This is a genomic window from Sulfitobacter sp. 1A15106, from assembly GCF_043556995.1.
Taxonomy (GTDB): Bacteria; Pseudomonadota; Alphaproteobacteria; order Rhodobacterales; family Rhodobacteraceae; genus Sulfitobacter; species Sulfitobacter faviae.
Genome location: NZ_JBIFFM010000003.1, coordinates 127,274 through 147,646 on the forward strand (window position 1 = coordinate 127,274; position 20,373 = coordinate 147,646).

General features: G+C 64.8%; 23 protein-coding genes. 4 read left to right on the forward strand and 19 right to left on the reverse strand.

All coding sequences use genetic code 11. The annotated features are described in order from the left end of the window. The first annotated feature begins 66 nt into the window (after positions 1 to 66). The gene (locus ACGYKA_RS05545; RefSeq protein WP_067262523.1) at positions 67 to 498 is read left to right on the forward strand and encodes an Lrp/AsnC family transcriptional regulator; all 432 of its coding nucleotides are present in this window, start codon (positions 67 to 69) and stop codon (positions 496 to 498) included. A 1-nt stretch (position 499) separates the two neighbouring features. Here ACGYKA_RS05545 and ACGYKA_RS05550 read toward each other — a convergent pair whose 3' ends face one another. The 4 genes from ACGYKA_RS05550 to ACGYKA_RS05565 are packed head-to-tail and all read right to left on the reverse strand — an operon-like array spanning position 500 to position 3,463. Further along, complete coding sequence (locus tag ACGYKA_RS05550) at positions 500 to 1,453, reverse strand: OmpA family protein (RefSeq protein ID WP_394408519.1); 954 nt, start codon at positions 1,451 to 1,453, stop codon at positions 500 to 502. Then, positions 1,450 to 2,019, reverse strand: coding sequence for a peroxidase-related enzyme (locus tag ACGYKA_RS05555; protein WP_271688807.1), 570 nt, complete (start codon positions 2,017 to 2,019; stop codon positions 1,450 to 1,452). Before ACGYKA_RS05555 ends, ACGYKA_RS05550 begins: the two co-directional genes overlap by 4 nt. Positions 2,020 to 2,030: 11 nt before the next feature. Continuing rightward, positions 2,031 to 2,747, reverse strand: coding sequence for a GNAT family N-acetyltransferase (locus ACGYKA_RS05560; protein ID WP_394408516.1), 717 nt, complete (start codon positions 2,745 to 2,747; stop codon positions 2,031 to 2,033). Further along, positions 2,744 to 3,463 carry a molybdopterin-binding protein gene (locus ACGYKA_RS05565; RefSeq protein ID WP_271688805.1) on the reverse strand — a complete coding sequence of 240 codons (720 nt, stop codon included), beginning with the start codon at positions 3,461 to 3,463 and terminating at the stop codon, positions 2,744 to 2,746. Before ACGYKA_RS05565 ends, ACGYKA_RS05560 begins: the two co-directional genes overlap by 4 nt. Before the next feature lie 47 nt (positions 3,464 to 3,510). Between ACGYKA_RS05565 and sfsA the strand changes: the two genes are divergently transcribed. Both sfsA and map read left to right on the forward strand, forming a co-directional pair. Continuing rightward, positions 3,511 to 4,218: a DNA/RNA nuclease SfsA gene (gene sfsA, locus ACGYKA_RS05570; protein ID WP_271688804.1), complete on the forward strand. Its 708-nt coding sequence runs from the start codon at positions 3,511 to 3,513 to the stop codon at positions 4,216 to 4,218. A gap of 51 nt (positions 4,219 to 4,269) precedes the next feature. Next, complete coding sequence (map, locus tag ACGYKA_RS05575) at positions 4,270 to 5,100, forward strand: type I methionyl aminopeptidase (protein WP_271688803.1); 831 nt, start codon at positions 4,270 to 4,272, stop codon at positions 5,098 to 5,100. A 28-nt stretch (positions 5,101 to 5,128) separates the two neighbouring features. Here map and ACGYKA_RS05580 read toward each other — a convergent pair whose 3' ends face one another. The 8 genes from ACGYKA_RS05580 to ACGYKA_RS05615 all read right to left on the reverse strand — a co-directional run bounded on the left by ACGYKA_RS05580 (position 5,129) and on the right by ACGYKA_RS05615 (position 12,727). Beyond that, the gene (locus ACGYKA_RS05580) at positions 5,129 to 6,205 is read right to left on the reverse strand and encodes a DUF1513 domain-containing protein (RefSeq protein WP_271688802.1); all 1,077 of its coding nucleotides are present in this window, start codon (positions 6,203 to 6,205) and stop codon (positions 5,129 to 5,131) included. Then, positions 6,205 to 7,191, reverse strand: coding sequence for an imelysin family protein (locus tag ACGYKA_RS05585; RefSeq protein ID WP_271688801.1), 987 nt, complete (start codon positions 7,189 to 7,191; stop codon positions 6,205 to 6,207). The genes ACGYKA_RS05580 and ACGYKA_RS05585 overlap by 1 nt, the downstream gene beginning before the upstream one ends. Further along, positions 7,191 to 8,732 (reverse strand): di-heme oxidoredictase family protein, encoded by a 1,542-nt coding sequence (locus tag ACGYKA_RS05590; protein ID WP_394408513.1) that lies wholly within the window; start codon positions 8,730 to 8,732, stop codon positions 7,191 to 7,193. The genes ACGYKA_RS05585 and ACGYKA_RS05590 overlap by 1 nt, the downstream gene beginning before the upstream one ends. 52 nt (positions 8,733 to 8,784) lie before the next feature. Continuing rightward, positions 8,785 to 9,270 (reverse strand): bacterioferritin, encoded by a 486-nt coding sequence (bfr, locus tag ACGYKA_RS05595; protein ID WP_136720255.1) that lies wholly within the window; start codon positions 9,268 to 9,270, stop codon positions 8,785 to 8,787. Next, the gene (locus ACGYKA_RS05600; protein WP_067266845.1) at positions 9,267 to 9,515 is read right to left on the reverse strand and encodes a bacterioferritin-associated ferredoxin; all 249 of its coding nucleotides are present in this window, start codon (positions 9,513 to 9,515) and stop codon (positions 9,267 to 9,269) included. The genes bfr and ACGYKA_RS05600 overlap by 4 nt, the downstream gene beginning before the upstream one ends. A 61-nt stretch (positions 9,516 to 9,576) precedes the next feature. Continuing rightward, positions 9,577 to 10,839, reverse strand: a complete 1,263-nt coding sequence (locus tag ACGYKA_RS05605; protein ID WP_394408510.1) for an imelysin family protein — start codon at positions 10,837 to 10,839, stop codon at positions 9,577 to 9,579. A gap of 128 nt (positions 10,840 to 10,967) precedes the next feature. Further along, positions 10,968 to 11,525 (reverse strand): 16S rRNA (guanine(966)-N(2))-methyltransferase RsmD, encoded by a 558-nt coding sequence (gene rsmD, locus ACGYKA_RS05610; protein WP_394408507.1) that lies wholly within the window; start codon positions 11,523 to 11,525, stop codon positions 10,968 to 10,970. Further along, entirely contained in the window at positions 11,522 to 12,727 is a 1,206-nt protein-coding gene (locus ACGYKA_RS05615; protein ID WP_394408504.1) for an NAD(P)/FAD-dependent oxidoreductase, read from the reverse strand. Before ACGYKA_RS05615 ends, rsmD begins: the two co-directional genes overlap by 4 nt. An 88-nt stretch (positions 12,728 to 12,815) precedes the next feature. Here ACGYKA_RS05615 and ACGYKA_RS05620 point away from each other — a divergent pair, with 88 nt between their 5' ends. Next, a complete protein-coding gene (locus tag ACGYKA_RS05620; protein ID WP_394408501.1) occupies positions 12,816 to 13,304 on the forward strand; it encodes a peroxiredoxin in 489 nt (162 codons plus the stop codon). Between the two features lie 222 nt (positions 13,305 to 13,526). Here ACGYKA_RS05620 and ACGYKA_RS05625 read toward each other — a convergent pair whose 3' ends face one another. The 7 genes from ACGYKA_RS05625 to ACGYKA_RS05655 all read right to left on the reverse strand — a co-directional run bounded on the left by ACGYKA_RS05625 (position 13,527) and on the right by ACGYKA_RS05655 (position 20,271). Continuing rightward, on the reverse strand, positions 13,527 to 14,372 hold the full coding sequence (locus ACGYKA_RS05625; protein WP_394401907.1) for a mechanosensitive ion channel family protein: 846 nt from the start codon (positions 14,370 to 14,372) through the stop codon (positions 13,527 to 13,529). Between the two features lie 12 nt (positions 14,373 to 14,384). Beyond that, positions 14,385 to 14,693, reverse strand: a complete 309-nt coding sequence (locus ACGYKA_RS05630) for a 4a-hydroxytetrahydrobiopterin dehydratase (protein WP_209218515.1) — start codon at positions 14,691 to 14,693, stop codon at positions 14,385 to 14,387. Then, positions 14,690 to 15,877, reverse strand: coding sequence for a GNAT family N-acetyltransferase (locus tag ACGYKA_RS05635; RefSeq protein ID WP_394438174.1), 1,188 nt, complete (start codon positions 15,875 to 15,877; stop codon positions 14,690 to 14,692). Before ACGYKA_RS05635 ends, ACGYKA_RS05630 begins: the two co-directional genes overlap by 4 nt. A 48-nt stretch (positions 15,878 to 15,925) precedes the next feature. Further along, positions 15,926 to 16,687 carry a glycerophosphodiester phosphodiesterase family protein gene (locus tag ACGYKA_RS05640; RefSeq protein ID WP_394408495.1) on the reverse strand — a complete coding sequence of 254 codons (762 nt, stop codon included), beginning with the start codon at positions 16,685 to 16,687 and terminating at the stop codon, positions 15,926 to 15,928. Further along, the gene (locus tag ACGYKA_RS05645; protein WP_394408492.1) at positions 16,684 to 17,142 is read right to left on the reverse strand and encodes a RidA family protein; all 459 of its coding nucleotides are present in this window, start codon (positions 17,140 to 17,142) and stop codon (positions 16,684 to 16,686) included. Before ACGYKA_RS05645 ends, ACGYKA_RS05640 begins: the two co-directional genes overlap by 4 nt. An 85-nt stretch (positions 17,143 to 17,227) precedes the next feature. Next, positions 17,228 to 18,538 (reverse strand): HlyD family type I secretion periplasmic adaptor subunit, encoded by a 1,311-nt coding sequence (locus ACGYKA_RS05650; RefSeq protein ID WP_394408489.1) that lies wholly within the window; start codon positions 18,536 to 18,538, stop codon positions 17,228 to 17,230. Next, positions 18,535 to 20,271: a type I secretion system permease/ATPase gene (locus tag ACGYKA_RS05655; protein ID WP_394408486.1), complete on the reverse strand. Its 1,737-nt coding sequence runs from the start codon at positions 20,269 to 20,271 to the stop codon at positions 18,535 to 18,537. The genes ACGYKA_RS05650 and ACGYKA_RS05655 overlap by 4 nt, the downstream gene beginning before the upstream one ends. Positions 20,272 to 20,373 lie beyond the last annotated feature (102 nt).

A 20,373-nucleotide genomic window follows, 5' to 3' on the forward strand; every position in this document is an offset into this window, starting at 1 on the left:
CTCCAAAGACTGGCCAGCCCGCCCGCGCTGCCGTAAACATGGCCCCATGCAAAAGACGGGAAGCTGATGGACGAGATCGACAATAAGATCATCGCGGAACTGCGCCGCGACGCGCGGATGTCCTATTCCGCGCTGGCCGCCACCACCGGCCTGTCGCGGGTGACGGTGCGGGCGCGGGTGGAACGTCTGGTCAGCTCGGGCGCGATTTTGGGCTTCACGCTGATCCTGAAAGAAGACATGCGTCACAGCCCGATCCGAGGCCATACGCTCTTGGCCATCGAAGGGGCGGGCACCGACCGGATCAAACGCATTCTTGCAGGCATGCCCGCGGTGCAGGCGATCCATGCGACCAATGGCAAATGGGATTTGATTGTCGAGACGGGGACGGAGACCGTCGAAGAACTCGACAGCGTGTTGGGCCAAATCCGCCGCATTCAGGGGGTAAGTTCAAGCGAGACGAACCTGCTGCTGGCCACCCAGATGACGGTCACAACCTAGGCTATTGCACCGAGAGGACCACCACCTCGACCCGCCGGTTCTGTTCGCGCCCCGCTTCGGTCAGGTTGCTGTCGCGCGGCGCGAGATAGCCCGCGCCCTGCGCCTCCAGCCGGTCGGGGGCCACGTCATAGCTCTCAACCAACCGGTCCCGCACCGCCTCTGCCCGCCTGCGCGACAGGGCGGTATTGGCGTCGAGACTGCCCACCGCATCGGTATGCCCCACCAGCGCCACCCGCAGACCCGGCTCGGCCTTGAGCAATTCGGCAAGCCGCGCCAGGGTCGCAAAGGGGCCGGGGCCAAGCGCGGAGGTGCCGGTTTCGAACTCCAACCGGTTCAGCACCTGATGCCCCTCGGTCTTTAGCGTCGCTGCAAAATCCCCCGTGGCGCTGGCAAGCGGCACCTCCCCCGTAGCCGCAGGCGTGACAGGGGGGCTGTCACCCTCCGCCGCGTCGCCGCTGCGGGCTTGGATGATCTGCACATAGGCCGAGGTCGCCGCCGTGCTGGCAAGGATGCTGATCGCCTCGGTCGGCGTTCCGTCCTCGCCCCGTCGCAGGGCGGTGATGAAGTGGAAGGCCCGCAGGTTCACATACATATTCGGCCCCGGCAGCACCTCTATCGCAAAGCGGAAATCAAAGCCGCCGCACTCCCGCGCCGCGCAGTCGAGCACAATGTCGAAACCCGCCTCTTCAAGCTGCCGCCGCAGCGGGCGCATCACTTGCAAGGCGGTCAGCCCCGGCGTGTCCATCCGCCATGCGGCGCGGCGCAGGTCGCCATCCACATTGACCCGCGCCACCTGCCCTTCGGCATAGACCCCGACCGGTGCCGCATAGCGATCCGGTGCGGTATTGCGTTCAGCCGTCAGGCGCGCGGTGCTGGGCAGCGCCAGTTCAAGCGCCGCCGCCGGGGCCGCCAGCAGCACCCCGACCAGAGCCGCAACGACGCGCGCCCGGCTCATCGCGCCTGCGCGTGGTAATCGTCGTTGGGGCGCATGTCGGTGGCGCTGGCCACCCGGTTGGTCATGTTAAAGAAACCCGCCACGCTGGCGATGTCGAAAATGTCACGGTCGGTGAAGCCTGCGTCGCGCAGCGCCTGACGGTCGGCTTCTTCGACCTTGGCGCTCGCCTCGGTCAGCTTGACGGCGAAATCCAGCATGGCGCGTTGTTTGGGGCTGATCTTGGCAACCCGGTAGTTCATCACCAGCGCCTCGCCCAACTGCGGATCGCCCGACATTTCGCGCACCGCCGCCCCATGGGCCACGAGGCAATAGTAGCATTTGTTGACCGAAGACACCGCCACCGCGATCATCTCACGCTCAAGCTTGCTGAGCGCGCTGTCAGCCAGCATCAGATCGTTATACATGCCCGTAAAGGCGTTCAGCTTGTCGATGTCAAAGGCATAGGCGCGCAGCACATTGGGCACCATCCCGAGCTTTTCCTGACAGACATCGAAATACTTCTGCGTCGCTTCTGGCAGCGGATCGACCATCGGCAGATCAAGGGCGGTGGGCATGTCGTTGGCCATGGGCTTATCCTTCACTCGGTGCTTTGACGGTAATGATAGTGCCCGACCGGTGCAAAGCCCAGCTTGGCATAGAGCGCCTGCGCACGGATATTGGTATCGACGCAGAGCACCGAAAGCCGCGCGGCCCCCTGCGCCTGCCCCCAATGGGCGGCGGCCCGCATCAGCCAAGTCGCCACGCCTTGGCGTTGTTGATGGGGCAGCACCTCAACCGCGTGGACCATGCAGATGTCCTCGTGCACCCCGGCAAAGGCCACCCCCGCGGGTTTCTCGTTCCAGCGGGCAAGGATGCCTGTTTTGGTTGCGGCGCGGTCCATCACGGCAAGGCGCGCGGGGCCGACCCCGCCGGCGGCCCAGACCTCGGCCATGATCGCCAGCGGCTCCCAAATGCAAAAGGCGGTGACCGGGGGCATCGGAATATCGGTGAGGCGGGTGATCGACAGGCTCAGCACCGTGACCGGGTCGACCACCTCGTAGCGCCGCGCAGCCAGCAGCGCGTCGAGGTCATCTTCCCCCGCGCGGACCATGAACAGCGGGCGCTGGTCCATCTCGCGCATCGCCGCTTCGGCGGTCGGAATGTCGGCATCGGAGATCGCCCCACGCGCTGTCGCCGCCGAGACCCGCTTGCCGCCACCCTGCCCTTCGCGCAGGGTCCATGGGCCGTGCTCAAAGCGCCGCGCAGCGGGCCATGTCGCGTCACCCGCGTCGAAAAACGCCTGCGCCTCGCTCATGCGAAGGCGGCCTTGAGCTTGGCCATTGCGGCTTCGACCATCCCCGGATCGCTGCCCCGGATCACCACATGCGCGCCAAAGACGCCGTCCTTTTGAAACGGGTAGCTGCCCATGGACAGATGCGGATATTCCTCGGCCAGCGCCCCCAGTGGCCCGGCGATATCGCCCTCGCCGCGGTCGATGCGCAGGGTCTCACTGATCAGCGGCTGCCCCCCGGTCAGCCCCGGCAGAACACTGGCAACCATCGCCTGAAAAACCGCAGGCACCCCGGCCATGACATGCACATTCTCAACCACAAACCCCGGCGCGGCAGAGACCGGGTTCTCGATCAGCGCGGAGCCTTCAGGGATGCGCGCCATGCGCAGGCGCGCCGCGTTCATCTCGGTCCCCGCGCGGGCATAATGTTCTGCCAAAATCTCGCGCGCATCGTCGCGCACGTCGATGTCGCGGTTAAAGGCGGCGGCGATGCAATCGGCGGTGATGTCGTCATGGGTCGGCCCGATCCCGCCCGAGGTGAAGACATGGGTATAGGCCGAAGACAGCGCCTGCACGGCGGCGATGATCGCCCCATGATCGTCCGAGACCACGCGCACTTCGCGCAGGTCGATCCCCACTTTCGTCAACTCCCCCGCAAGGTGATGCATATTGCTGTCACGGGTCCGGCCCGAGAGGATTTCGTCGCCGATCACGATCATCGCGGCGGTGGGGTTTGACATGGGGCGGCTCCTTGAGGATGGCGTCCCTTCGGTATAGGCCGCGCCCCATGCGCTTTCAAACCCAACTTGTCCCCGCCCGGCTGATCCGCCGCTACAAACGCTTTCTGGCCGATTGCAGGCTTGAGGAGACGGGCGAAGAGGTGGTGGCCCATTGCGCCAACCCCGGCTCGATGATGGGGCTGGCGGAACCGGGCAGCCGCATCTGGCTGGAGCCGAACGACGATCCAAAGAAAAAGCTGAACTACGGCTGGCGGTTGGTGGACCATGAGAACGGCCATTTCACTGGCGTCGACACCGCCCTGCCCAACCGCGCGATGAAGGCAGCGCTGCTCGCGGGTGAGGTCGCCCCGCTCGCCGCCTATACCGAGGTGCGGCCCGAGGTGAAATACGGCGAAAACTCCCGCATCGACTTCCTGCTCAGCGGCAATGGCCTGCCCGATGCCTATGTCGAGGTGAAATCCGTCACCCTGTCACGCGAAACCGGGCTGGCCGAATTCCCCGACAGCGTGACCGCCCGCGGGGCGAAACATCTGAGCGAGTTGGCGCGGATGGCGCAGGCCGGGCACCGCGCCGTGCTGCTCTATCTGGTGCAGCGCACCGATTGCTCGCAGATGCGCCTCGCTGCCGATATCGACCCGACCTATGCCGCCGCCTCCCATGCCGCGCGGGCGGCGGGGCTGGAAATCTACGCCATCGGCACCCATATCACGCCCCAAGCCGTCACACTGGCGCAACCGATCCCCTTCGCGGGCTGAGCCGCTCTGGCCCTCGCCCGAAAGCCACGTTAAGTAGGAGCGAACACAAGCATGGAGAGAGCGGTGAACAACGCACACCGAGGCCGCCAGACGCGCGACGGCATTCGCATTTACGAGCCTTCCGATCATGCCGGGATGCAGGCAGCGGGCCGTCTCGCCGCCACCATCCTCGACGAGATCGCAGAGCATGTCTTCCCCGGTCAAACCACCGGAGAGTTGGACCGCCTGATCGAAGAGAAGGTCAACGCCGCCGGGGCGAAATCCGCCACCATCGGCTACAAGGGCTACAAACACGCCAGCTGCATCTCGGTGAACCATGTGGTCTGCCACGGGATCCCCAGCGACAAGAAGCTGAAAGACGGCGACATCCTGAACATCGACGTGACCGTGATCGTCGATGGCTGGTTCGGCGACACCAGCCGCATGTATGTGGCGGGCAAACTGTCGCGCAAGGCCGAGCGGTTGATCAACGTGACCCACGACAGCCTGATGCGCGGGATCGAAGCGGTGAAGCCGGGCAACACCTTTGGAGACATCGGCCACGCGATCCAGACATTTGTCGAAGGCCACCGCATGTCGGTCGTGACCGACTTCTGCGGTCACGGTCTGGGGCAGGTCTTTCACGCGCCGCCCAACGTGCTGCACTATGGCCGCCCCGGCACCGGTGCTGTGCTTGAGCCGGGCATGTTCTTTACCATCGAGCCGATGGTGAACCTTGGCCGCGCCGAAACCAAGACCTTGGCCGACGATTGGACCGCGGTGACCCGCGACAAATCCCTCTCGGCACAGTTCGAACATTCGGTGGGCGTGACCGAAGACGGGGTGGAGATCTTCACCCTCTCGCCCGGTGGTTTGTTCCACCCGACCTACAAGACCGACTAAATGCAGCGGGGGCACGGCCCCCGCCCGCCTATGCGTCGATGGCAACCAAATGATTGTCCCACGCCCGTTTGGCCGTGGTCAGCCGCGACAGCGTCGCCTCTTGCAGCGACAGGATACCGCCCAGCCCATCCGTAGCCACGAAGCCCCCCCGGCCCGGTGCCAACCCGCAGACATCGGCGCGGCGATGGCTGGCAAGGAAAGAACCCTTGTTGTCAAAAACATGCAGCCGCCCGCCGCGCGGTGACGTGATCCCGACCGCCCCGCCATCGACGGCAAATGCCACGCTGCCCGCGTAGCCCTGCATCGCGATTTGCTCGGCCAGATCGGCCTCGGCCAAGATCGGGTCTTCCCCGCGACGATGCAGCCCCAGCAGCGGCACGCCGTCGCCCGGCTCCCCCTGCCATTGCATCGCAAAAGCCACCTGCCCGTCCGGCGCCAAGGCCAGATGCCGGATCGAGTTCTTATGCAGATCATCGGGCAGCGAAACCTGCTCCAGCACTTCGCCCGAGAAGCTGACATAAGACAGGTTGGGCCGCATCACGTCGATGTTCAACTTTTCCCGCCCGCTGTCGGGATGGGTTCGGATACCGCCATTGGCCACAACCAGCACATCCTCGGCCCAGCGGCGGATTTCATGGGGGCCGACCCCGCCCGAGGCGATCTCTCCGATCCGGGCATAGCCATCGGCGCGGGACCACAGGCCAATGCGCCCTTCGCCGCTGTCGATCTCATTCTCACTGGTGGCGAGGATGGCCCCGCCCTGCAAAAACGCCCCATGCCCGTAGAAATGCCGCCCCTCTGGCGCGTCGAGCCGATGGGCCACACGGCCCTTCTCGCAGTCGATCACCAGCGCGAACCGGCCCGGACGGCGGGCAAAGGCGACCGCCTCGGGCGCGGTGGGATGGGCGGCAGCGGCATGGCCCCGGTCGGGCAGCGGAATGCGGAAAATGTCGTGGCCGGTCCCGTCCAGCCCGAAAAGCGCATAGGCCCCCGAAGGATCACGCGCGGCGGCAAGATAGACAGGGCTCCCGGCGGCGGCCCAGCCCATCGCCGGCAGGCTCGACGCGGCGGCGAGACCGGCGAGGAAATGGCGGCGCGAGGGCATCAATCCCCATCCGCCGAGTTGAACCCGACCGAGACGCCAAGCGCCGGGGCGATCTCTGCCCCCACCGCCTCGGAAATGGCGCGCACATCGTTTTGCAGCGCCTCGACCCGGATACGGCTGATCGGATCGGCCACTCCGGCAAAAACGGGGTCTTCCAACGCGCGCGCGGCGCTCAAGGCGCGGTCGAATGCGGCGTCGGTCTTGGGGGTGGGCGCGTCCGACAGCGTGTCGGCCAGACCATGCAATGCTTCGAGCGACAGGACCACATTGCGCAGGCTGCGGCCCGAACGGCGCGCCTCGGCCACCTGCGGTTTGGGGGAGTCGAAACGGCCCATCGGGCGGCCCAGACGTTGGTCGGCGACGAAGTCCAGCCCTGTTGCCAAAGCCGTATAGAGCGCCTGAGACGCCTCGCGCGGGCTGAGGAAACGGTCATTGCCCGCCTCGCCTGCGCTGCGGAGCGTGGCGGCGAAGTCCTCACGCCATGCGGTGTCGACCTCCCGCCCCAGTTCCGCCAGATCTGCTGCCATCGCGCGGGCCAATGCGCAGCTATAGCTGTCAGCCTCGTAGCCCGCGAAGTCATCGTCATAAAGCAGCCGTTCCAGCGCAAAGAGCCCGCGCGCGGCGATGGAGACTTCGGCGTAATCACCGCTTGTCGCAATCGGGTCTTCTTCGGCCACCATCCGCGCCACGCTGCGCCCCACCATGCCGCGCGTGTCGGGCCAGAAGGCGATGGCCAGCCCGCGCCCGTCTTCCTCTAGCGGTCCAAGGGTCAGATGCGCGATGCCGAGCCATGCGTCGAAAGCCTCCTGATAGGCCGGGCGCAGGGCGGCATCGGTGCAATCGGCCTGCGCCGCCGCATCAAGCGCCGCCGTGGCCGAGGCGAAACGGGCGGTGCCGGGCAGCGCGTGATCTTGGATCACCTCCTCTACCCCGGCGAGGGCGGGGGCGGCAGTCAGAAGGAAGGTGGCGGTCAGCAGGCTGCGCATCAGAGGCTCTCCAGATAGCGGATCAGGGCGTCACGGTCGGCTTTGGGCATGTCGACCACGGCATCGCGGGCGGGCTGGGCTTCGCCGCCGTGCCAGAGCACCGCTTCGAGCAGTGACCGCGCGCGCCCATCGTGCAGGAATTGGGTATGGCCGTTGACCTGTTCGGTCAAGCCGATGCCCCAGAGCGGCGCGGTGCGCCATTCGCGCCCGTTCGCGCGGCCCTCGGGGCGGTTGTCAGCCAGCCCTTCGCCCATGTCATGCAACAAAAGATCGGTCATCGGCCAGATCAGCTGAAAGCTCTGTTCGGGCTGGTCCTCCAACCGTTCGGTCACGAATTTTGGCTGGTGGCAGGAGGTGCAGCCGACCTCATGGAACACTGCCTTGCCGCGCAGCACCTCAGGCGCGCCGACATCGCGTCGGGCTGGCACGGCCAGGTTGCGGCTGTAGAAGGTCACCAGATCCAGCCCCTCGGCGTCGATCTCGGTGCCACGGTCGTCACCATCCCCATGGGGTGCCGCGCGGCAGGCGGTCTGCTCTGCCGTGCAATCGCCCCATGCCGCGTCGAAAATGGGGGAGGAAATGCCGATATCCCCCGCAAAGGCGCTGGCGGATTGTTCGCGGATCGTCGGCGCCCCGGCTTTCCAGCCGAAACGGCCCAGCATCGGACGCGCATGTTCAAAGGACCAGACGATCTGCGCCCGGCCCGAGATGCCATCGCCATCGGCGTCCTCCGGGTCGGCCAGCGCCAAGATATCTGCCGCTGGGATCGCCTCCAACAGGCCCAAGCCGATCATCGGCGGGGCGACGCGGGGGCTGAGCATCGCGCCCTCGGCCAAGGGGCCATAGCCGAGGTCTTCGGCACTGTAGGTCGGGCGGCGCAGGCTGGCTGTCTCCCCCTCCGACAGGGCGACTTCCACCTCTTCGTAACTCACGCCGAGACGGTATTCCGCTGGGTGGCCCGCCACCCCGAAATCCTGCAATTGCCCACCATAGACCGGATCGGGCCGCGTGCGCGGGGTCTCATCCCCGACCGAGAGCAGGAAGGCTTCGATCTCGCTCATCGCCTCTTCGGGGGGCGTGGGAACCGAGATGCGCAGGAACATCGACACCGCATCATCCTGAGGCCCCTCGGGCGGATGGCCGCGCCCGTCTTTCAGGTGGCAGCGCTGGCAGGAACGCGCGTTGAAGAGCGGCCCCAGCCCGTCAGAGGCCAGCGTCGACGAGGGCGAAGAGACCCATAGCTTTTTGAACAGCCCGTTGCCGACTTTGAAGTCCAACTCACGCTCGAAAGGGATATTGCCCGAGGGCAGCGAGAACGCATCGGCATTGCCGCGCGGGCTGACCGTGGCGGCCCCTGCGGGGTTCGTCTCAAAGGGTTCGGGCTTGTCGAATTCGGTCGCAGGGGCGGTGACCTTAGCGATCCGGGCGGCCTCTTCCGCGGTGCGGGGGATCACCTTGAGATGCGGTTCCTCCAAAGCTTGCGGGGCGGCGGCGGCCATGCTCGCGGCGGCCACCGTGAGCATCGGAATGAGGAAACGCATGGGGAATGCCTTGGATAAGCGGCAGGCCCGAAACCGGGCCTGCCTGTCGCGGTTACTTGCTGTCGTCTGTCGGCTTGGCCTGAAGCTGGCCATAGACGGCCTCGCCCAGTTCCGCCTGAAGCGCCAGTTGGGTTTCGAGGAAGTCGATATGCCCTTCCTCATCGGCGATCAATTCTTCGAACAGGTTCTTCGAGACGTAGTCGCCCACCTGATCGCAGTGATTGCGCGCTTCGATATAGAGGGTGCGGGCCTCATGTTCGGCGGCGAGATCGGCCTCAAGGCATTCCTTGACCGTCTCACCGATGCGCAGCGCGTCCAGCTTTTGCAGGTTGGGATGCCCTTCGAGGAAGATGATCCGCTCGATCAGCTTGTCGGCGTGGTTCATCTCTTCGATGCTTTCCTCGCGCGATTTATCGGCAAGCCGACCATAGCCCCAGTCTTCTTGCAGCCGGTAATGCAGCCAGTACTGGCTGACCGCCGTCAATTCGCTGCGCAGTGCAGCGTTGAGATATTCGATGACCTTGTCGTCGCCCTTCATGAACCTGTCTCCTTGTTTGGTTTTGCCTGACATAGAGTGGTTGTCAGCACCGGCACGGAAAAGTTGCCATTTCCGCGCATGGTAGACAAGAAGAGAGGCATGCACCCCCCGCAATCGGCTGCTTTGCCCAAAGCGCGGTATACTTTGCCGGCAGTAATAACCGTTCGCGCGTCCGAGGCGCGCATCCAGTCGATGGCATTGTTGATGTCGCGATCGGTGATGTTCTGACAGTGACAAACAATCATGGTTTTGCGTATTCCTTGGCTGGCCCCGGGCCGCCGCAGCGCCCCGGGGGAAAGTTTAGGATTACTGGAAGACGGCCTCCGGCGCGTCGAGGCTGTCGGAGCCTTCAAAGGCGATCTCGTCACCGCCCAGAGCCGTCACCGCGCGTTCAATGGCGCGGGTCTGGTTCACCAGCGCGTCGACCGCGCCCATGATCAGCGCCTCGCCCTCGGCATTGCCGCGCTCAAGCATCATGTCATAGCTGAAACCCGCTTCGGCGGCGGTCTTGATCTGGCCCAGCTCCACCATGGAAGCGTTCAGCTTGGCGCGCAGGTCTTCATCGACACCCGCGTCGGCGCTGGCCACCAGATCGGACAGCGACGCGCCCGAGACCACACGCCCGTCGACGCGCAGGTATTCGCCCAGATAGACGTTCCGCACACCCAACCCGTCGTAGTAGTGGCTGTTGTGGGTGTTGTCCGAGAAGCAATCATGCTCTTCCTCGGGGTCGTTCAACATGACGCCCAGCTTCATCCGCTCCCCGGCCTGTTCGCCGTAGGAGAGCGAGCCCATGCCGGTCAGGATCGCGTCGATCCCGGCGTCTTCGTCGGCCAGCACGGCGGCGCGTGCCTCACCGCCTTCGGCCCATTGCCCGGCCATCCATTCCAGATCGCTGACCAAGAGATCGGTGGCGGCCTTGAGGTATTGCCCACGGCGGTCGCAATTGCCGCCGGTGCAGTCGTCGCCCTCTGCGTAATCGGTCCAAGGACGGTCACCCGCGCCGTGGTCGGTGCCGTTCAGGTCTTGGCCCCAAAGCAGGAATTCGATGGCGTGGTAGCCGGTGGCGACATTGGCCTCGACCGCGCCCGCCTCATGCAACTGCCCTTCGAGCAGTTCGGGGGTGATCTCGGTGGCGTCCACCTCTTCCCCGCCGAGCGTGAATGTCGGGTTGGCGATGACGTTCAGAACCGCCAGTTGGTTCTCATCCGTTTCACCGCCATAGGAGGCGTCGACATAGTCGATCAGACCTTCGTCCAGCGGCCATGCGTTTACCTTGCCTTCCCAATCATCGACGATGGCATTGCCAAAGCGGAACACCTCGGTCTGCTGGTAGGGCACGCGGGCGGCCAGCCATGCGGTTTTCGCGGCCTGAAGCGCCTCGGCAGAGGGGGAGGCGATCAGCGTCTCGACGGCGGCTTGCAGGGTCTGCGCGGTGGTCAGGCTGTCTTCGTATCCGGCCTGCGCGATGTCGGCATAGGTGTTCAGCACCTCGGCCTCGCCTTGGGCGAATGCCGGGGCGGCGGCAAATGTGATCAGCGCAATGGCCGTGGACGCTTTGAGGCGCATCGGATGTCCTTCCTTGAAAATCACCATGGTCCCGACACAGGGCGTATCGGGCCTTCGGGCAATAGGTGACTTATTTTGTCGGAAAAGACAAGGTACAACCTCACGCGGGCTGAACCTAGGGAACCCCGTTAGTTGGTGGCCCTTTCCAACAGGGTCACATGGGTATCGCCATATTTGCGCGTGTCGATCCCGGCGAATCCCTCAGGCGCCTGCATGGGGGCGCTTTCCTCCCAGACGACCATCGCCCCGGGGGTGAGCCAGCCGCCTTCGGCCGCCGTGGCAAGCGCCTTTTGCCCCATGGACTTGCCATAGGGCGGGTCAAGAAAGACCAGATCGAAAGCCGCCTGCGTCCACACCCCCAGCCGCGTGGCATCGTGGCGCAGCAGTTGCGTGTCCGCCGCCGCATCCAGCTTGCGCATATTCTCCCCGATCAGCCGCTGCCCGCTGCGGCCATTCTCAACGAAACAAACCGATGCGGCCCCGCGCGACAGCGCCTCGAACCCAAGCGCGCCGGTGCCTGCAAAGAGGTCCAACACCCGCGCGCCTTCGATCACGTCCTGATGGGTCAGCATCGAAAAAAGGCTTTCGCGCACCCGGTCCGAGGTCGGGCGCAGATGTGCCCCGGCGTCGCCCTTGCCAAGTGCGGCCAGTGGGCGGCCCCGGTATTTCCCAGCGATGATCCTCATGCCCGCAGCAGCGCCTTGAGGTCCGTCTGAGGGTCCGCGACCAAGGCAGGGTCGGGCGATTTGCCCGCCTCAATTAACCGTTTGCCGACCATATAGCCCCGTGGATCGTTCGCCGCATCGACGGCCAGCAACGTCTCACCGCGGTAATACCAGAAGGACGCACTGCCCTCGCCCCGGCGGGTGACGACGCGGTCATAGCCTGTGTTCAGCCCGGCGATTTGCAGTTTCACGTCATATTGGTCAGACCAGAACCACGGTTTGGCGATGTATTCCTTGCCCGCGCCAAGGATGTTTTCGGCCACGACCTCGGCCTGATCGATGGCGTTTGGCACGCTTTCCAGACGGATGCGCCCGCCGCGATAGGGGAAAGAGGTGCAGTCCCCCGCCGCCCAGATGCCGGGCAGGTTCGCGCGCCCCTGCGCGTCAACCTTGATGCCGTTGTCGATCTCGACCCCCGCGCTGGCGGCCAGCGCGATGTCGGGCTCGATGCCGACGCCAGTGATGACGAAATCGGCGGCGATCTCTGTGCCGTCGCTCAGCCGTGCGCCGGTGACATGGCCCTCGCCCAAGAGCCGCTCCAGCCCCACCCCTTCGCGCAGGCGCACGCCGTGGCTTTCGTGCAGGGCGCGGAAATAATCGCTGGTCTCTGGCGCTGCGACCCGTTGCAGGATCCGGTCGGCCATTTCCACCAGCGTGACCTCAAGCCCCAGCTTGGCCGCGACCGCCGCCGCCTCCAGCCCGATATAACCGCCGCCGACGATCAACACCTTCGCGCCCTTGACGAAACGCGGGGCCATGGCATCGACATCCGCCAGATCGCGCACGGTAAAGACACCCTCCAGCGCCCCGCCGATCGCGGCGGGCAAGCGGCGCGGGGTTGAGCCGGTGGTCAACACCAGTTCGTCATAGGCGACAGCCCCGTCAGAGGTGCTCAGCACCCGCGCCTCGGGGTCAATCGCCGTGACGCGGCAGTCGGTTTTCAGCGTGATCCCCTGATCGGCGTAGAATGCCTCGGGCCGGAGCAAGAGACGCTCTTGGCTCATCTCCCCCAGCAGGTAGCCTTTGGACAGGGGCGGGCGTTGGTAAGGGGGGCACGGCTCGGCGCCGATGAGGGTGATTTTCCCCTCGAACCCGCCGCTTCGCAGTTTTGCCACGCATGACGCTCCCGCCTGCCCGGCTCCGATCACCACCACATGCTGCATCTGCCATCCCCCGATTGATCTGGTCTCAGTCGCGGTCAAAGCCTATATCTGGCCCCAAGACAACCGCAATGACAGGAGAGGCTATCCCATGACGATTTCTCGAGGTTCGACACTGCCAGACGCGAAACTGGTTCAGATGGGCGCCGACGGGCCCGAGCCGGTGCAGATGGCCGACAAGGTCAAAGGCCGCAAAGTGGTGATCTTTGCCGTGCCGGGCGCCTTCACGCCGACTTGCCACTCTGCCCATGTGCCCAGCTTCGTGCGCACCAAGGATCAGTTCGACGCCAAGGGCGTGGATGAGGTGATCTGCATCTCCTGCAATGATCCTTTCGTGATGAAGGCTTGGGGCGAGGCGACCGGCGCGACAGAGGCCGGGATCACCATGCTCGCCGACGCGAGCAGCGCGTTCACCCGCGCCATCGGCATGGAGTTCGACGCCGAGGGCGCCGGGCTGGTGGGCCGGTCAAAACGCTATGCGATGCTGGTCGAGGACGGTAAGGTCACCCTCTGGCAGCCCGAAGAAAGCGCAGGCACCTGCGAGATTTCCGGCGGCGAAGCATTGCTGGATAATATGTAAAGTGTTGGGCAGCGGCTGACCGGATCAGGCGCTGCCCATTCAACGATCCGCCCGGTGGCACACCGGGCATCGCCCTCCCTCCCCCCGGAGGGCGATTTTGCAAGGGTCTGGCAGACGGAACCTCAATTTAGGGTGAACCGGCCCGCCATACAGCGAGCCCCTCATCGCCCCCCAGGGAGGGCGATGCCCTTCGTTTCAGCAGGCAACGCCCCTTCAGAAGCCTTACTCCGCCGCCTGAACGATCGTGCGCGTGGGGAAGGGGATATCCACCCCGCCCTCATCCAGCGCCTCTTTAACCTTGCGGGTCATATCGGCCTTGAAGGCAAAGTAATCGTCCGCGCTGCACCAGACCCGGACAAGGAAATCTACCGAACTGTCGTTGAGGTTGTTCACCTGAATGAAGGGCTCGGGGTCCGTATGCGCGCGCTCATCCGACATGATTGTGCTGCGGATGATATCCTCGGCGGTCTTGAGGTTCGCGCCATAGCCCACGCCAAAGGTCCACTCCGCCCGGCGCGTCGGGTTGACCGAATAGTTGGTAATCACATTGCCCCAAACCTCGGAGTTCGGCACGATGACCTGCACGTTGCTGAGATCGGCCAGAACCGTGTAGTTCAGGTTGATCTGTTTGATCGTCCCCATCTCGCCCGCGATCACAACGAAATCGCCGATCTTGATAGGGCGGAACAGGATCAGCATGACGCCCGCGGCCACGTTCGACAGGGTGCCCTGTAGGGCCAGACCAATCGCCAGACCCGCCGCACCGATGACTGCAACGACCGAGGTCGTTTTGACCCCGAAAGTGTTGAGCACGAACAGAACAGTGAAGCCCAGCACCACATAGCGCACGATGGAAGCCAGAAATTCGAACAGCATCTCATCAAGGTGTTTGTGCCGCTTGCCAAGGTTCTCAACCCGGTGCTGCAGCCAACTGGAGATGATCCACCCCAGCAGCAAAATGGCAATCGCGGCGATCACCGACCCCGCCGCGCTGGCCAAGAACTCCAGCGTCAGCAGATCGGCAACTGTCTTGCCCTGCCACAACTCGGTTTCAAACAAATCTTGCATCAGGTCTCTCCGTCAGTCTTTGCCGGCCCCAAAGAGACCATCCATCTTACGCGCCAGCTTCGCGTCGAGCGAGCTGAGCCCATCCACGTCATGGGTGATCAACGTTACCTCCACCCGGTTGTAAACGTTGCTCCATTCCGGATGGTGATTCCATTTTTCCGCCCAGATTGCTACCCTTGTCATCCAGCCAATGGCATCCACGAAATCACTGAACTTGAAGGTCTTGTGGATCGCATCCCGGCCTTCCACCATCTCCCAGCCCGTGTTGAACAGCGGCTGAAGCAGGGTCTTTCGGGTTTCGATGCTCAATCTCTCGGTCATTCTTGTTCCTCGATCGTCGTCTTTTTAAAAGGGCCGTAGTCGGTCAGCACGCTGATCTCTTCGTCCACGGCGTCGCGTTCGGCCTGCAAATACTCTCCCACGGCGGCGGCAAAGCCCGGGTCGCGCATCCAATGCAGCGACCATGTGGGCGAAGGCAGATAGCCCCGCGCGAGCTTGTGTTCGCCCTGCGCGCCCGCCTCAACGCGGGCAAGGCCGTGGGCAATGGCGAAATCCATGGCGCGATAATAGCACAGTTCGAAATGCAGGAAGGGGTGGTGTTCGGTGCAGCCCCAGTAGCGGCCAAAGAGCGTCTCGCGCCCGATGAAGTTGAGCGCCCCGGCCACCCAGTGCCCGTCACGTTCGGCCAGCACCAATGCGATATCGTCACGCAGGCTTTCCTGCGCATGGTAAAAGAAGTCCCGCGTGAGATAGGGTGAGCCCCATTTCCGCGCGCCGGTGTCTTGGTAGAACTGCCAGAAGGCGTCCCAATGTTCCGGCGCGATCTGGTCGCCGGTGAAGGTATGGATCTTGCCGCCGAAGTCCTGCGCCTGCGCGCGCTCTTTGCGGATGTTCTTGCGCTTGCGCGAGGACAGGCTGGCGAGGAACCCGTCGAAATCCGCGTAGTCGCGGTTGTGCCAATGGAACTGCTGGCTTTTGCGGCTCATCAGGCCAAGCTCTTCGGCACGCCCGACTTCGCCCTCGGTGCAAAAGGTCACATGCAGCGAGGACAGGCCGTTGTTGTCGGTCAACTGCACCGCGCCTTGAACCAGCGCGGCCGTGCCCGCCTCTTCGAACCCGGGCCGCACTAGAAAACGCCGCCCGGTGGCGGGGGTATGCGGCACTGCGATCTGGAGTTTCGGGTAATAGCGCCCGCCCGCCCGCTCATAGGCATGGGCCCAGTTGTGGTCGAAGATATATTCGCCTTGGCTGTGGGATTTGGCATACATCGGCGCGACAGCGATCACTTGGCCCGCGATCCGCGCCACCAGATACTGCGGCTGCCAACCGGTGCCGGGGCCGACCGAGCCGCTTTGCTCAAGCGCCGAGAGGAAGCGATAGGTGGTGAAAGGGTCGCGCGGACGGCCCCCATCCGCGGCCTCGGGACAGGCGCAGGCGTCCCAATCCTCTTGGCCGATCTGCGCCAATTCCGGCACCACGGTAATCTCGATTTCCTGCGCGTTCATCTGAGCCTTGCCTGCCTTGGGTCCTATGTGTGGCCTCGGCCTCGCAGATCAAGGGCGCGGGCGCGGCAGATAATCCTCGAAGGTCACGTTCTGTGCCACCTGACGCGCGATTTCTTCCTCCGCTTGGCTGCGGATCGTCCAGCAGAGCACCGCCGCCCCTTCGGCCTTGAGTTCCGCCACGCGGGGGCGGTTCAGATCGTCGGCCTCATGGCTGATGAAACAAGACCCGCTGTCAGCGTAATCGGGAATCTCGCGCAGCCGGTCACAGGTCGCGGCGGGCAGCGGCCATTCATCGGGGCGATAGGCGCTGGTGGTTAGGCCGCGCGGCACCTCGGGCAAAAGCCGGGCCAGCGCGCGCACCGAATGCGGGTTGAAGGACATGACCGCCAGATCACCGCGGTAGCGGCCAAGCAGTTCCGCCGCGGCGGCCTCAAGCGCACCAACATCCGGCCCCATAGCACCGTCCTGATCCTTGAACTCCACCAAGAGCGGCACGCGCCCGGCGACGAGGTCGAGGATGTCCTCAAGCGTCGGAATCCCCTCATCACCGCCCTTCAGCGGGACCGCGGCGAGGGCGCTCGCATCGCGCAGCCGAACCGCGCCCTGCTCTTCCGTCAGCCGCTCCAACCCGTAATCGTGGAACACCATCGGCTTGCCATCGGCGCTGAGTTGCAGGTCGATCTCGATGCCTAGCCCCGCATCGACAGCCGCGCACACGGCGGCGCGGCTGTTTTCGGGCCGTCCGGCGGCAAGGTCATGCAGCGCGCGATGCGCCAGCGGAATGTTCAAAAAGGCGGCAGGAAGGGTCATTCGATCTCAAAGATGCCTTCGATTTCGACGGCGACACCCAGCGGCAGCGACGCGGCAGAGACCGCCGAGCGGGCGTGACGGCCCGCATCGCCCAACGCCGCGACCATGAAATCGGAGGCGCCGTTGATCACCTTGGGCTGGTCGGTGAAATCGGCGGTGGAGTTCACGAAGCCAGTCAGTTTCACCACACGCTTGAGCCGGTCCAGATCGCCATCACAAGCGGCGCGGACCTGCGCCAGAAGGCTCAGCGCACAGCTGCGCGCGGCGGCGGCACCGGCGTCGACATCCATATCAGCGCCCAAACGCCCGGTGATCAACCCATCCGGCCCGTTGGAGATCTGCCCCGAGACATAGACGGTATTGCCGGTGACCACGAAGGGCACGTAGTTCGCGGCGGGTGCGGGCGCGTCGGGCAGGGTGATGCCGAGTTCGGCAAGGCGGGCGGTCAGGGACATGACGGGCTTCCTTTGGTTGCGGTTCTGGGGCGGACGCTAACCGCCCGCCGCGCCAAGGGAAAGCCCCTTTGCCACCTGCCCCGCCTCAGCTTTCGCGGAAGGCGCGGGCGAAATAGTCGGCCATCGGTTTCAGCAAATAGGCCATGGGAGAGCGCTCCCCGGTGCGGATGAAAGCCTCGACCGGCATGCCGGGTAGGAGAATGGTGCCCTCCTCCAGCTTATCCGTCTCACCGGGGTTCAGCGCGATCTCGGCCCGGTAATAGCTCTGACCGGTGGCGTCATCTTCGATGGAATCGGCGGAGACCTGCAAGACCTTGCCCACCAGTTCCGGCGTGGTGCGCTGGTTCAGCGCCGAAAGCCGTAGGTTCACCTCTTGGCCCACGGCGACCTGATCGATGTGGATGGTCTGCACCTGCGAGGCGATGATCAGCGGACGGTCCTGCGGGACGAGATACATCAGCGGCTCCGCCGCGCGCACGACCGAGCGCGGGGTCTGCACCTGCATACCATAGATCACCCCCGACACCGGCGCGCGGATATCAAGGCGGTCGATCTCGGCCCTCAGCGCGCGGCGCTGCTCGGCCATCTCCAACTCACGGTATCGCAGATCGCGCAGCTGGGTGATCGCCTCTTCCCGCCCGGCGGAGCGCAGTTTGAGCCGTTCGATGTCAATCTCTGTCACCCGCTCTTGTGACTGGGCCTTTTGCGCCGAAAGCTCTCCGATCTGGCCGCGCAGGCGGGCCTGTTCGCGCATGAGGGTAAGCACGGCAGAGGCCTGTGTCAGGCCCCGGTCCAGCAGCGATTGCTGATTGGCCAATTCCTCTTCGATCAGCTCCAACTGCCGCGAAAGCGCGGCCTCTTGCGCGTCGACCCCGCGGATTTGCGCGTTGATCTGCGCCCGGCGTTTGCCCAACTGCTCAAGCTCTTGCGCCACGCTGACGCGGCGCGCGTCAAAAAGGTTGCGCTGCCCGTCCACCAATTCCTGCACGTCAGGGTTCGTCGCCCCGGCTGATAGCAACTCTTCGGCAAATGTGACCGTCTCGACCTCGTCGCGCTGCGCCTCTAGCCGTCCCCGGCGGGCCATAAGCTCGTAAAGCTGCCCTTCGACAATGGCCAATTGCGAGGTCAACTGCTCCGCATCCAGCCGCAGCAGCACATCCCCGGCGGCGACGCTATCGCCCTCATCCACGAGGATGTCGGCCACGACACCGCCGGTCTCATGCTGGACGATCTGCCGGTTGCGGTCGACTTCGATCCGGCCCGAGGCCACGACTGCTCCGGCGATTTGGCTGGTCACCGCCCATGTGCCGAAACCGCCGAAGAGCAAGAGCAGCCCGATGAACCCAAGGATCAGGGGCCGCGTCGCCGACCAGCGCTTGTCCTCGCGGGCGTTCATACCACGCCCCCCGAGCGCGCGGGCGCTTTCTGGATCTCGCGGTGGTTTTGCACCATCCCGGCCAGCACCTCATCCTTGGGGCCAAAGGCTTTGCGCATGCCGTTATCCAGCACCAGCAGCGTGTCGCATTCCTGAATGGCCGCCGGGCGATGCGCCATGATCAGCACCGACCGCCCGCTGGCCTTCATCTGCCGGATCGCGTGGTTCAGCGCCTGAGAGCCGGTATTGTCGAGGTTCGAGTTCGGCTCATCCAGCACGACGATCACCGGGTCATCATAAAGCGCCCGGGCCAGCCCGATCCGCTGCATCTGCCCGCCCGAAAGCCGCACCTGCCCCGCGCGGATGGGCGTGTCATAGCCTTGCGGGAATTCGAGGATCATCTCATGGGCCGCCGCCATCTTGGCCGCCTTGACCACTTTGTCGTCGTCAGGATTGGGGGAGAGGCGGGCGATATTTTCGGCAATGGTGCCGTCGAACAACTGAACGCGCTGCGGCAGATATCCGATATGCCGCCCCAAGGTCTCGCTCCCGTAATGCTCCAGCGCGGCCCCGTCGAGGCGGATAGACCCGCCCGCAGGCGGCCAGACCCCGGTGAGCGTGCGGGCCAAGGTCGATTTCCCCGCCCCCGAAGGGCCGATCACGCCAACCGCCTGCCCCGGCTCTACGGTGAAGTTGATCGACTTGAGCGCCGCCTGTTTCTCACCCGGCGCCACGACGGTCAGCGCCTTTGCGGCGAGTTTTGCCTTAGGCTGTGGTAGGGCAGTGCGCGCGGGCTCTTCCCCCACCGCACCCAGAAGCTGCGCCAGATTGGCCCAACCGGCCCGGCCCCGCTGCACCACCGGCCATTGGTTCAACGCCAGTTCCACCGGCGCCAGCGCCCGGCCCAAGAGGATCGAGCCTGCGATCATCGCGCCCGGCGTCATCTGGTTTTTCAAGACCAGCCACGCGCCGAGGCCCAGCATGGCGGATTGCAGAAACAGCCGCAGCGTCTTGGTCATCGCGGTGAAAGTGCCGCCCACGTCGGTCGATTTCACCTGCTGCGCCAGCGCCTGCCCCCGGGCCTGCTGCCAGCGGGTAAAGGCGGCATCGCGCATGCCCATGGCCTGCACCATCTCCGCTTCGACCCTGATCTGGCCCGACATGGCATCCGCCGCCTGCCCCGAGACGCCAGCCCGGGCTTGGCTTTCGCGCGACAGCATCTGATTGGCCACCGCGATTGCCACCAGCACAGCGGCACCACCCAAGGCCAGCCAGCCCAGCATCGGGTGGAACAAGAAGATCGCGGCAAAGAAGATCGGCGTCCATGGCGCATCAAAGGCGGCCATCAGCACCGGGGAGGTCATGAGGCGCTGCACGGCTTCGAGATCGGCAAGGCCCGCGTTGGTTTTCACGTCCGGGGCCACGGCGGATTTGCGCACCACCGCGTCGAACACCCGCCGGTCGAGGTCGGATTGAAACCGCGCCCCCACCCGCGCCATGATCCGGCCGCGGGTGTAGTCCAAAAGCCCCATCACCGCATAGAGAAAGACGACGAGAACCGAGAGGGCGATCAGCGTTTCCTCTGACCCTGAGCCGAGCACGCGGTCATAGACCTGCAACATATAGAGCGGGCCGGTGAGCATGAGCATATTGGCAAAAAGGCTGAACAAGGCCACCGCCCAATAAAGCCCGCGGCTGCGCCTGCGCACGCGACGCAGTTCGGACAGCCCCCTGTTCACCACATCGCTCTGCATCAAATCCCTTCAACGCTGCCCGCCACGCGCGCAGCACCTTCCCGCCTTTGGGGAATTGATACTGAGTTTAACAACCCAATGCTATTGATTTTTCGGCCCGCC

What these genes read in the sequence shown, in the direction of transcription:
- ACGYKA_RS05545 (WP_067262523.1), top strand. Translation starts at nt 67, where the DNA reads ATGGACGAGATCGACAATAAGATCATCGCGGAACTGCGCCGCGACGCG.
- ACGYKA_RS05550 (WP_394408519.1), bottom strand. Translation starts at nt 1,453, where the DNA reads ATGAGCCGGGCGCGCGTCGTTGCGGCTCTGGTCGGGGTGCTGCTGGCG.
- ACGYKA_RS05555 (WP_271688807.1), bottom strand. Translation starts at nt 2,019, where the DNA reads ATGGCCAACGACATGCCCACCGCCCTTGATCTGCCGATGGTCGATCCG.
- ACGYKA_RS05560 (WP_394408516.1), bottom strand. Translation starts at nt 2,747, where the DNA reads ATGAGCGAGGCGCAGGCGTTTTTCGACGCGGGTGACGCGACATGGCCC.
- ACGYKA_RS05565 (WP_271688805.1), bottom strand. Translation starts at nt 3,463, where the DNA reads ATGTCAAACCCCACCGCCGCGATGATCGTGATCGGCGACGAAATCCTC.
- sfsA (WP_271688804.1), top strand. Translation starts at nt 3,511, where the DNA reads ATGCGCTTTCAAACCCAACTTGTCCCCGCCCGGCTGATCCGCCGCTAC.
- map (WP_271688803.1), top strand. Translation starts at nt 4,270, where the DNA reads ATGGAGAGAGCGGTGAACAACGCACACCGAGGCCGCCAGACGCGCGAC.
- ACGYKA_RS05580 (WP_271688802.1), bottom strand. Translation starts at nt 6,205, where the DNA reads ATGCCCTCGCGCCGCCATTTCCTCGCCGGTCTCGCCGCCGCGTCGAGC.
- ACGYKA_RS05585 (WP_271688801.1), bottom strand. Translation starts at nt 7,191, where the DNA reads ATGCGCAGCCTGCTGACCGCCACCTTCCTTCTGACTGCCGCCCCCGCC.
- ACGYKA_RS05590 (WP_394408513.1), bottom strand. Translation starts at nt 8,732, where the DNA reads ATGCGTTTCCTCATTCCGATGCTCACGGTGGCCGCCGCGAGCATGGCC.
- bfr (WP_136720255.1), bottom strand. Translation starts at nt 9,270, where the DNA reads ATGAAGGGCGACGACAAGGTCATCGAATATCTCAACGCTGCACTGCGC.
- ACGYKA_RS05600 (WP_067266845.1), bottom strand. Translation starts at nt 9,515, where the DNA reads ATGATTGTTTGTCACTGTCAGAACATCACCGATCGCGACATCAACAAT.
- ACGYKA_RS05605 (WP_394408510.1), bottom strand. Translation starts at nt 10,839, where the DNA reads ATGCGCCTCAAAGCGTCCACGGCCATTGCGCTGATCACATTTGCCGCC.
- rsmD (WP_394408507.1), bottom strand. Translation starts at nt 11,525, where the DNA reads ATGAGGATCATCGCTGGGAAATACCGGGGCCGCCCACTGGCCGCACTT.
- ACGYKA_RS05615 (WP_394408504.1), bottom strand. Translation starts at nt 12,727, where the DNA reads ATGCAGCATGTGGTGGTGATCGGAGCCGGGCAGGCGGGAGCGTCATGC.
- ACGYKA_RS05620 (WP_394408501.1), top strand. Translation starts at nt 12,816, where the DNA reads ATGACGATTTCTCGAGGTTCGACACTGCCAGACGCGAAACTGGTTCAG.
- ACGYKA_RS05625 (WP_394401907.1), bottom strand. Translation starts at nt 14,372, where the DNA reads ATGCAAGATTTGTTTGAAACCGAGTTGTGGCAGGGCAAGACAGTTGCC.
- ACGYKA_RS05630 (WP_209218515.1), bottom strand. Translation starts at nt 14,693, where the DNA reads ATGACCGAGAGATTGAGCATCGAAACCCGAAAGACCCTGCTTCAGCCG.
- ACGYKA_RS05635 (WP_394438174.1), bottom strand. Translation starts at nt 15,877, where the DNA reads ATGAACGCGCAGGAAATCGAGATTACCGTGGTGCCGGAATTGGCGCAG.
- ACGYKA_RS05640 (WP_394408495.1), bottom strand. Translation starts at nt 16,687, where the DNA reads ATGACCCTTCCTGCCGCCTTTTTGAACATTCCGCTGGCGCATCGCGCG.
- ACGYKA_RS05645 (WP_394408492.1), bottom strand. Translation starts at nt 17,142, where the DNA reads ATGTCCCTGACCGCCCGCCTTGCCGAACTCGGCATCACCCTGCCCGAC.
- ACGYKA_RS05650 (WP_394408489.1), bottom strand. Translation starts at nt 18,538, where the DNA reads ATGAACGCCCGCGAGGACAAGCGCTGGTCGGCGACGCGGCCCCTGATC.
- ACGYKA_RS05655 (WP_394408486.1), bottom strand. Translation starts at nt 20,271, where the DNA reads ATGCAGAGCGATGTGGTGAACAGGGGGCTGTCCGAACTGCGTCGCGTG.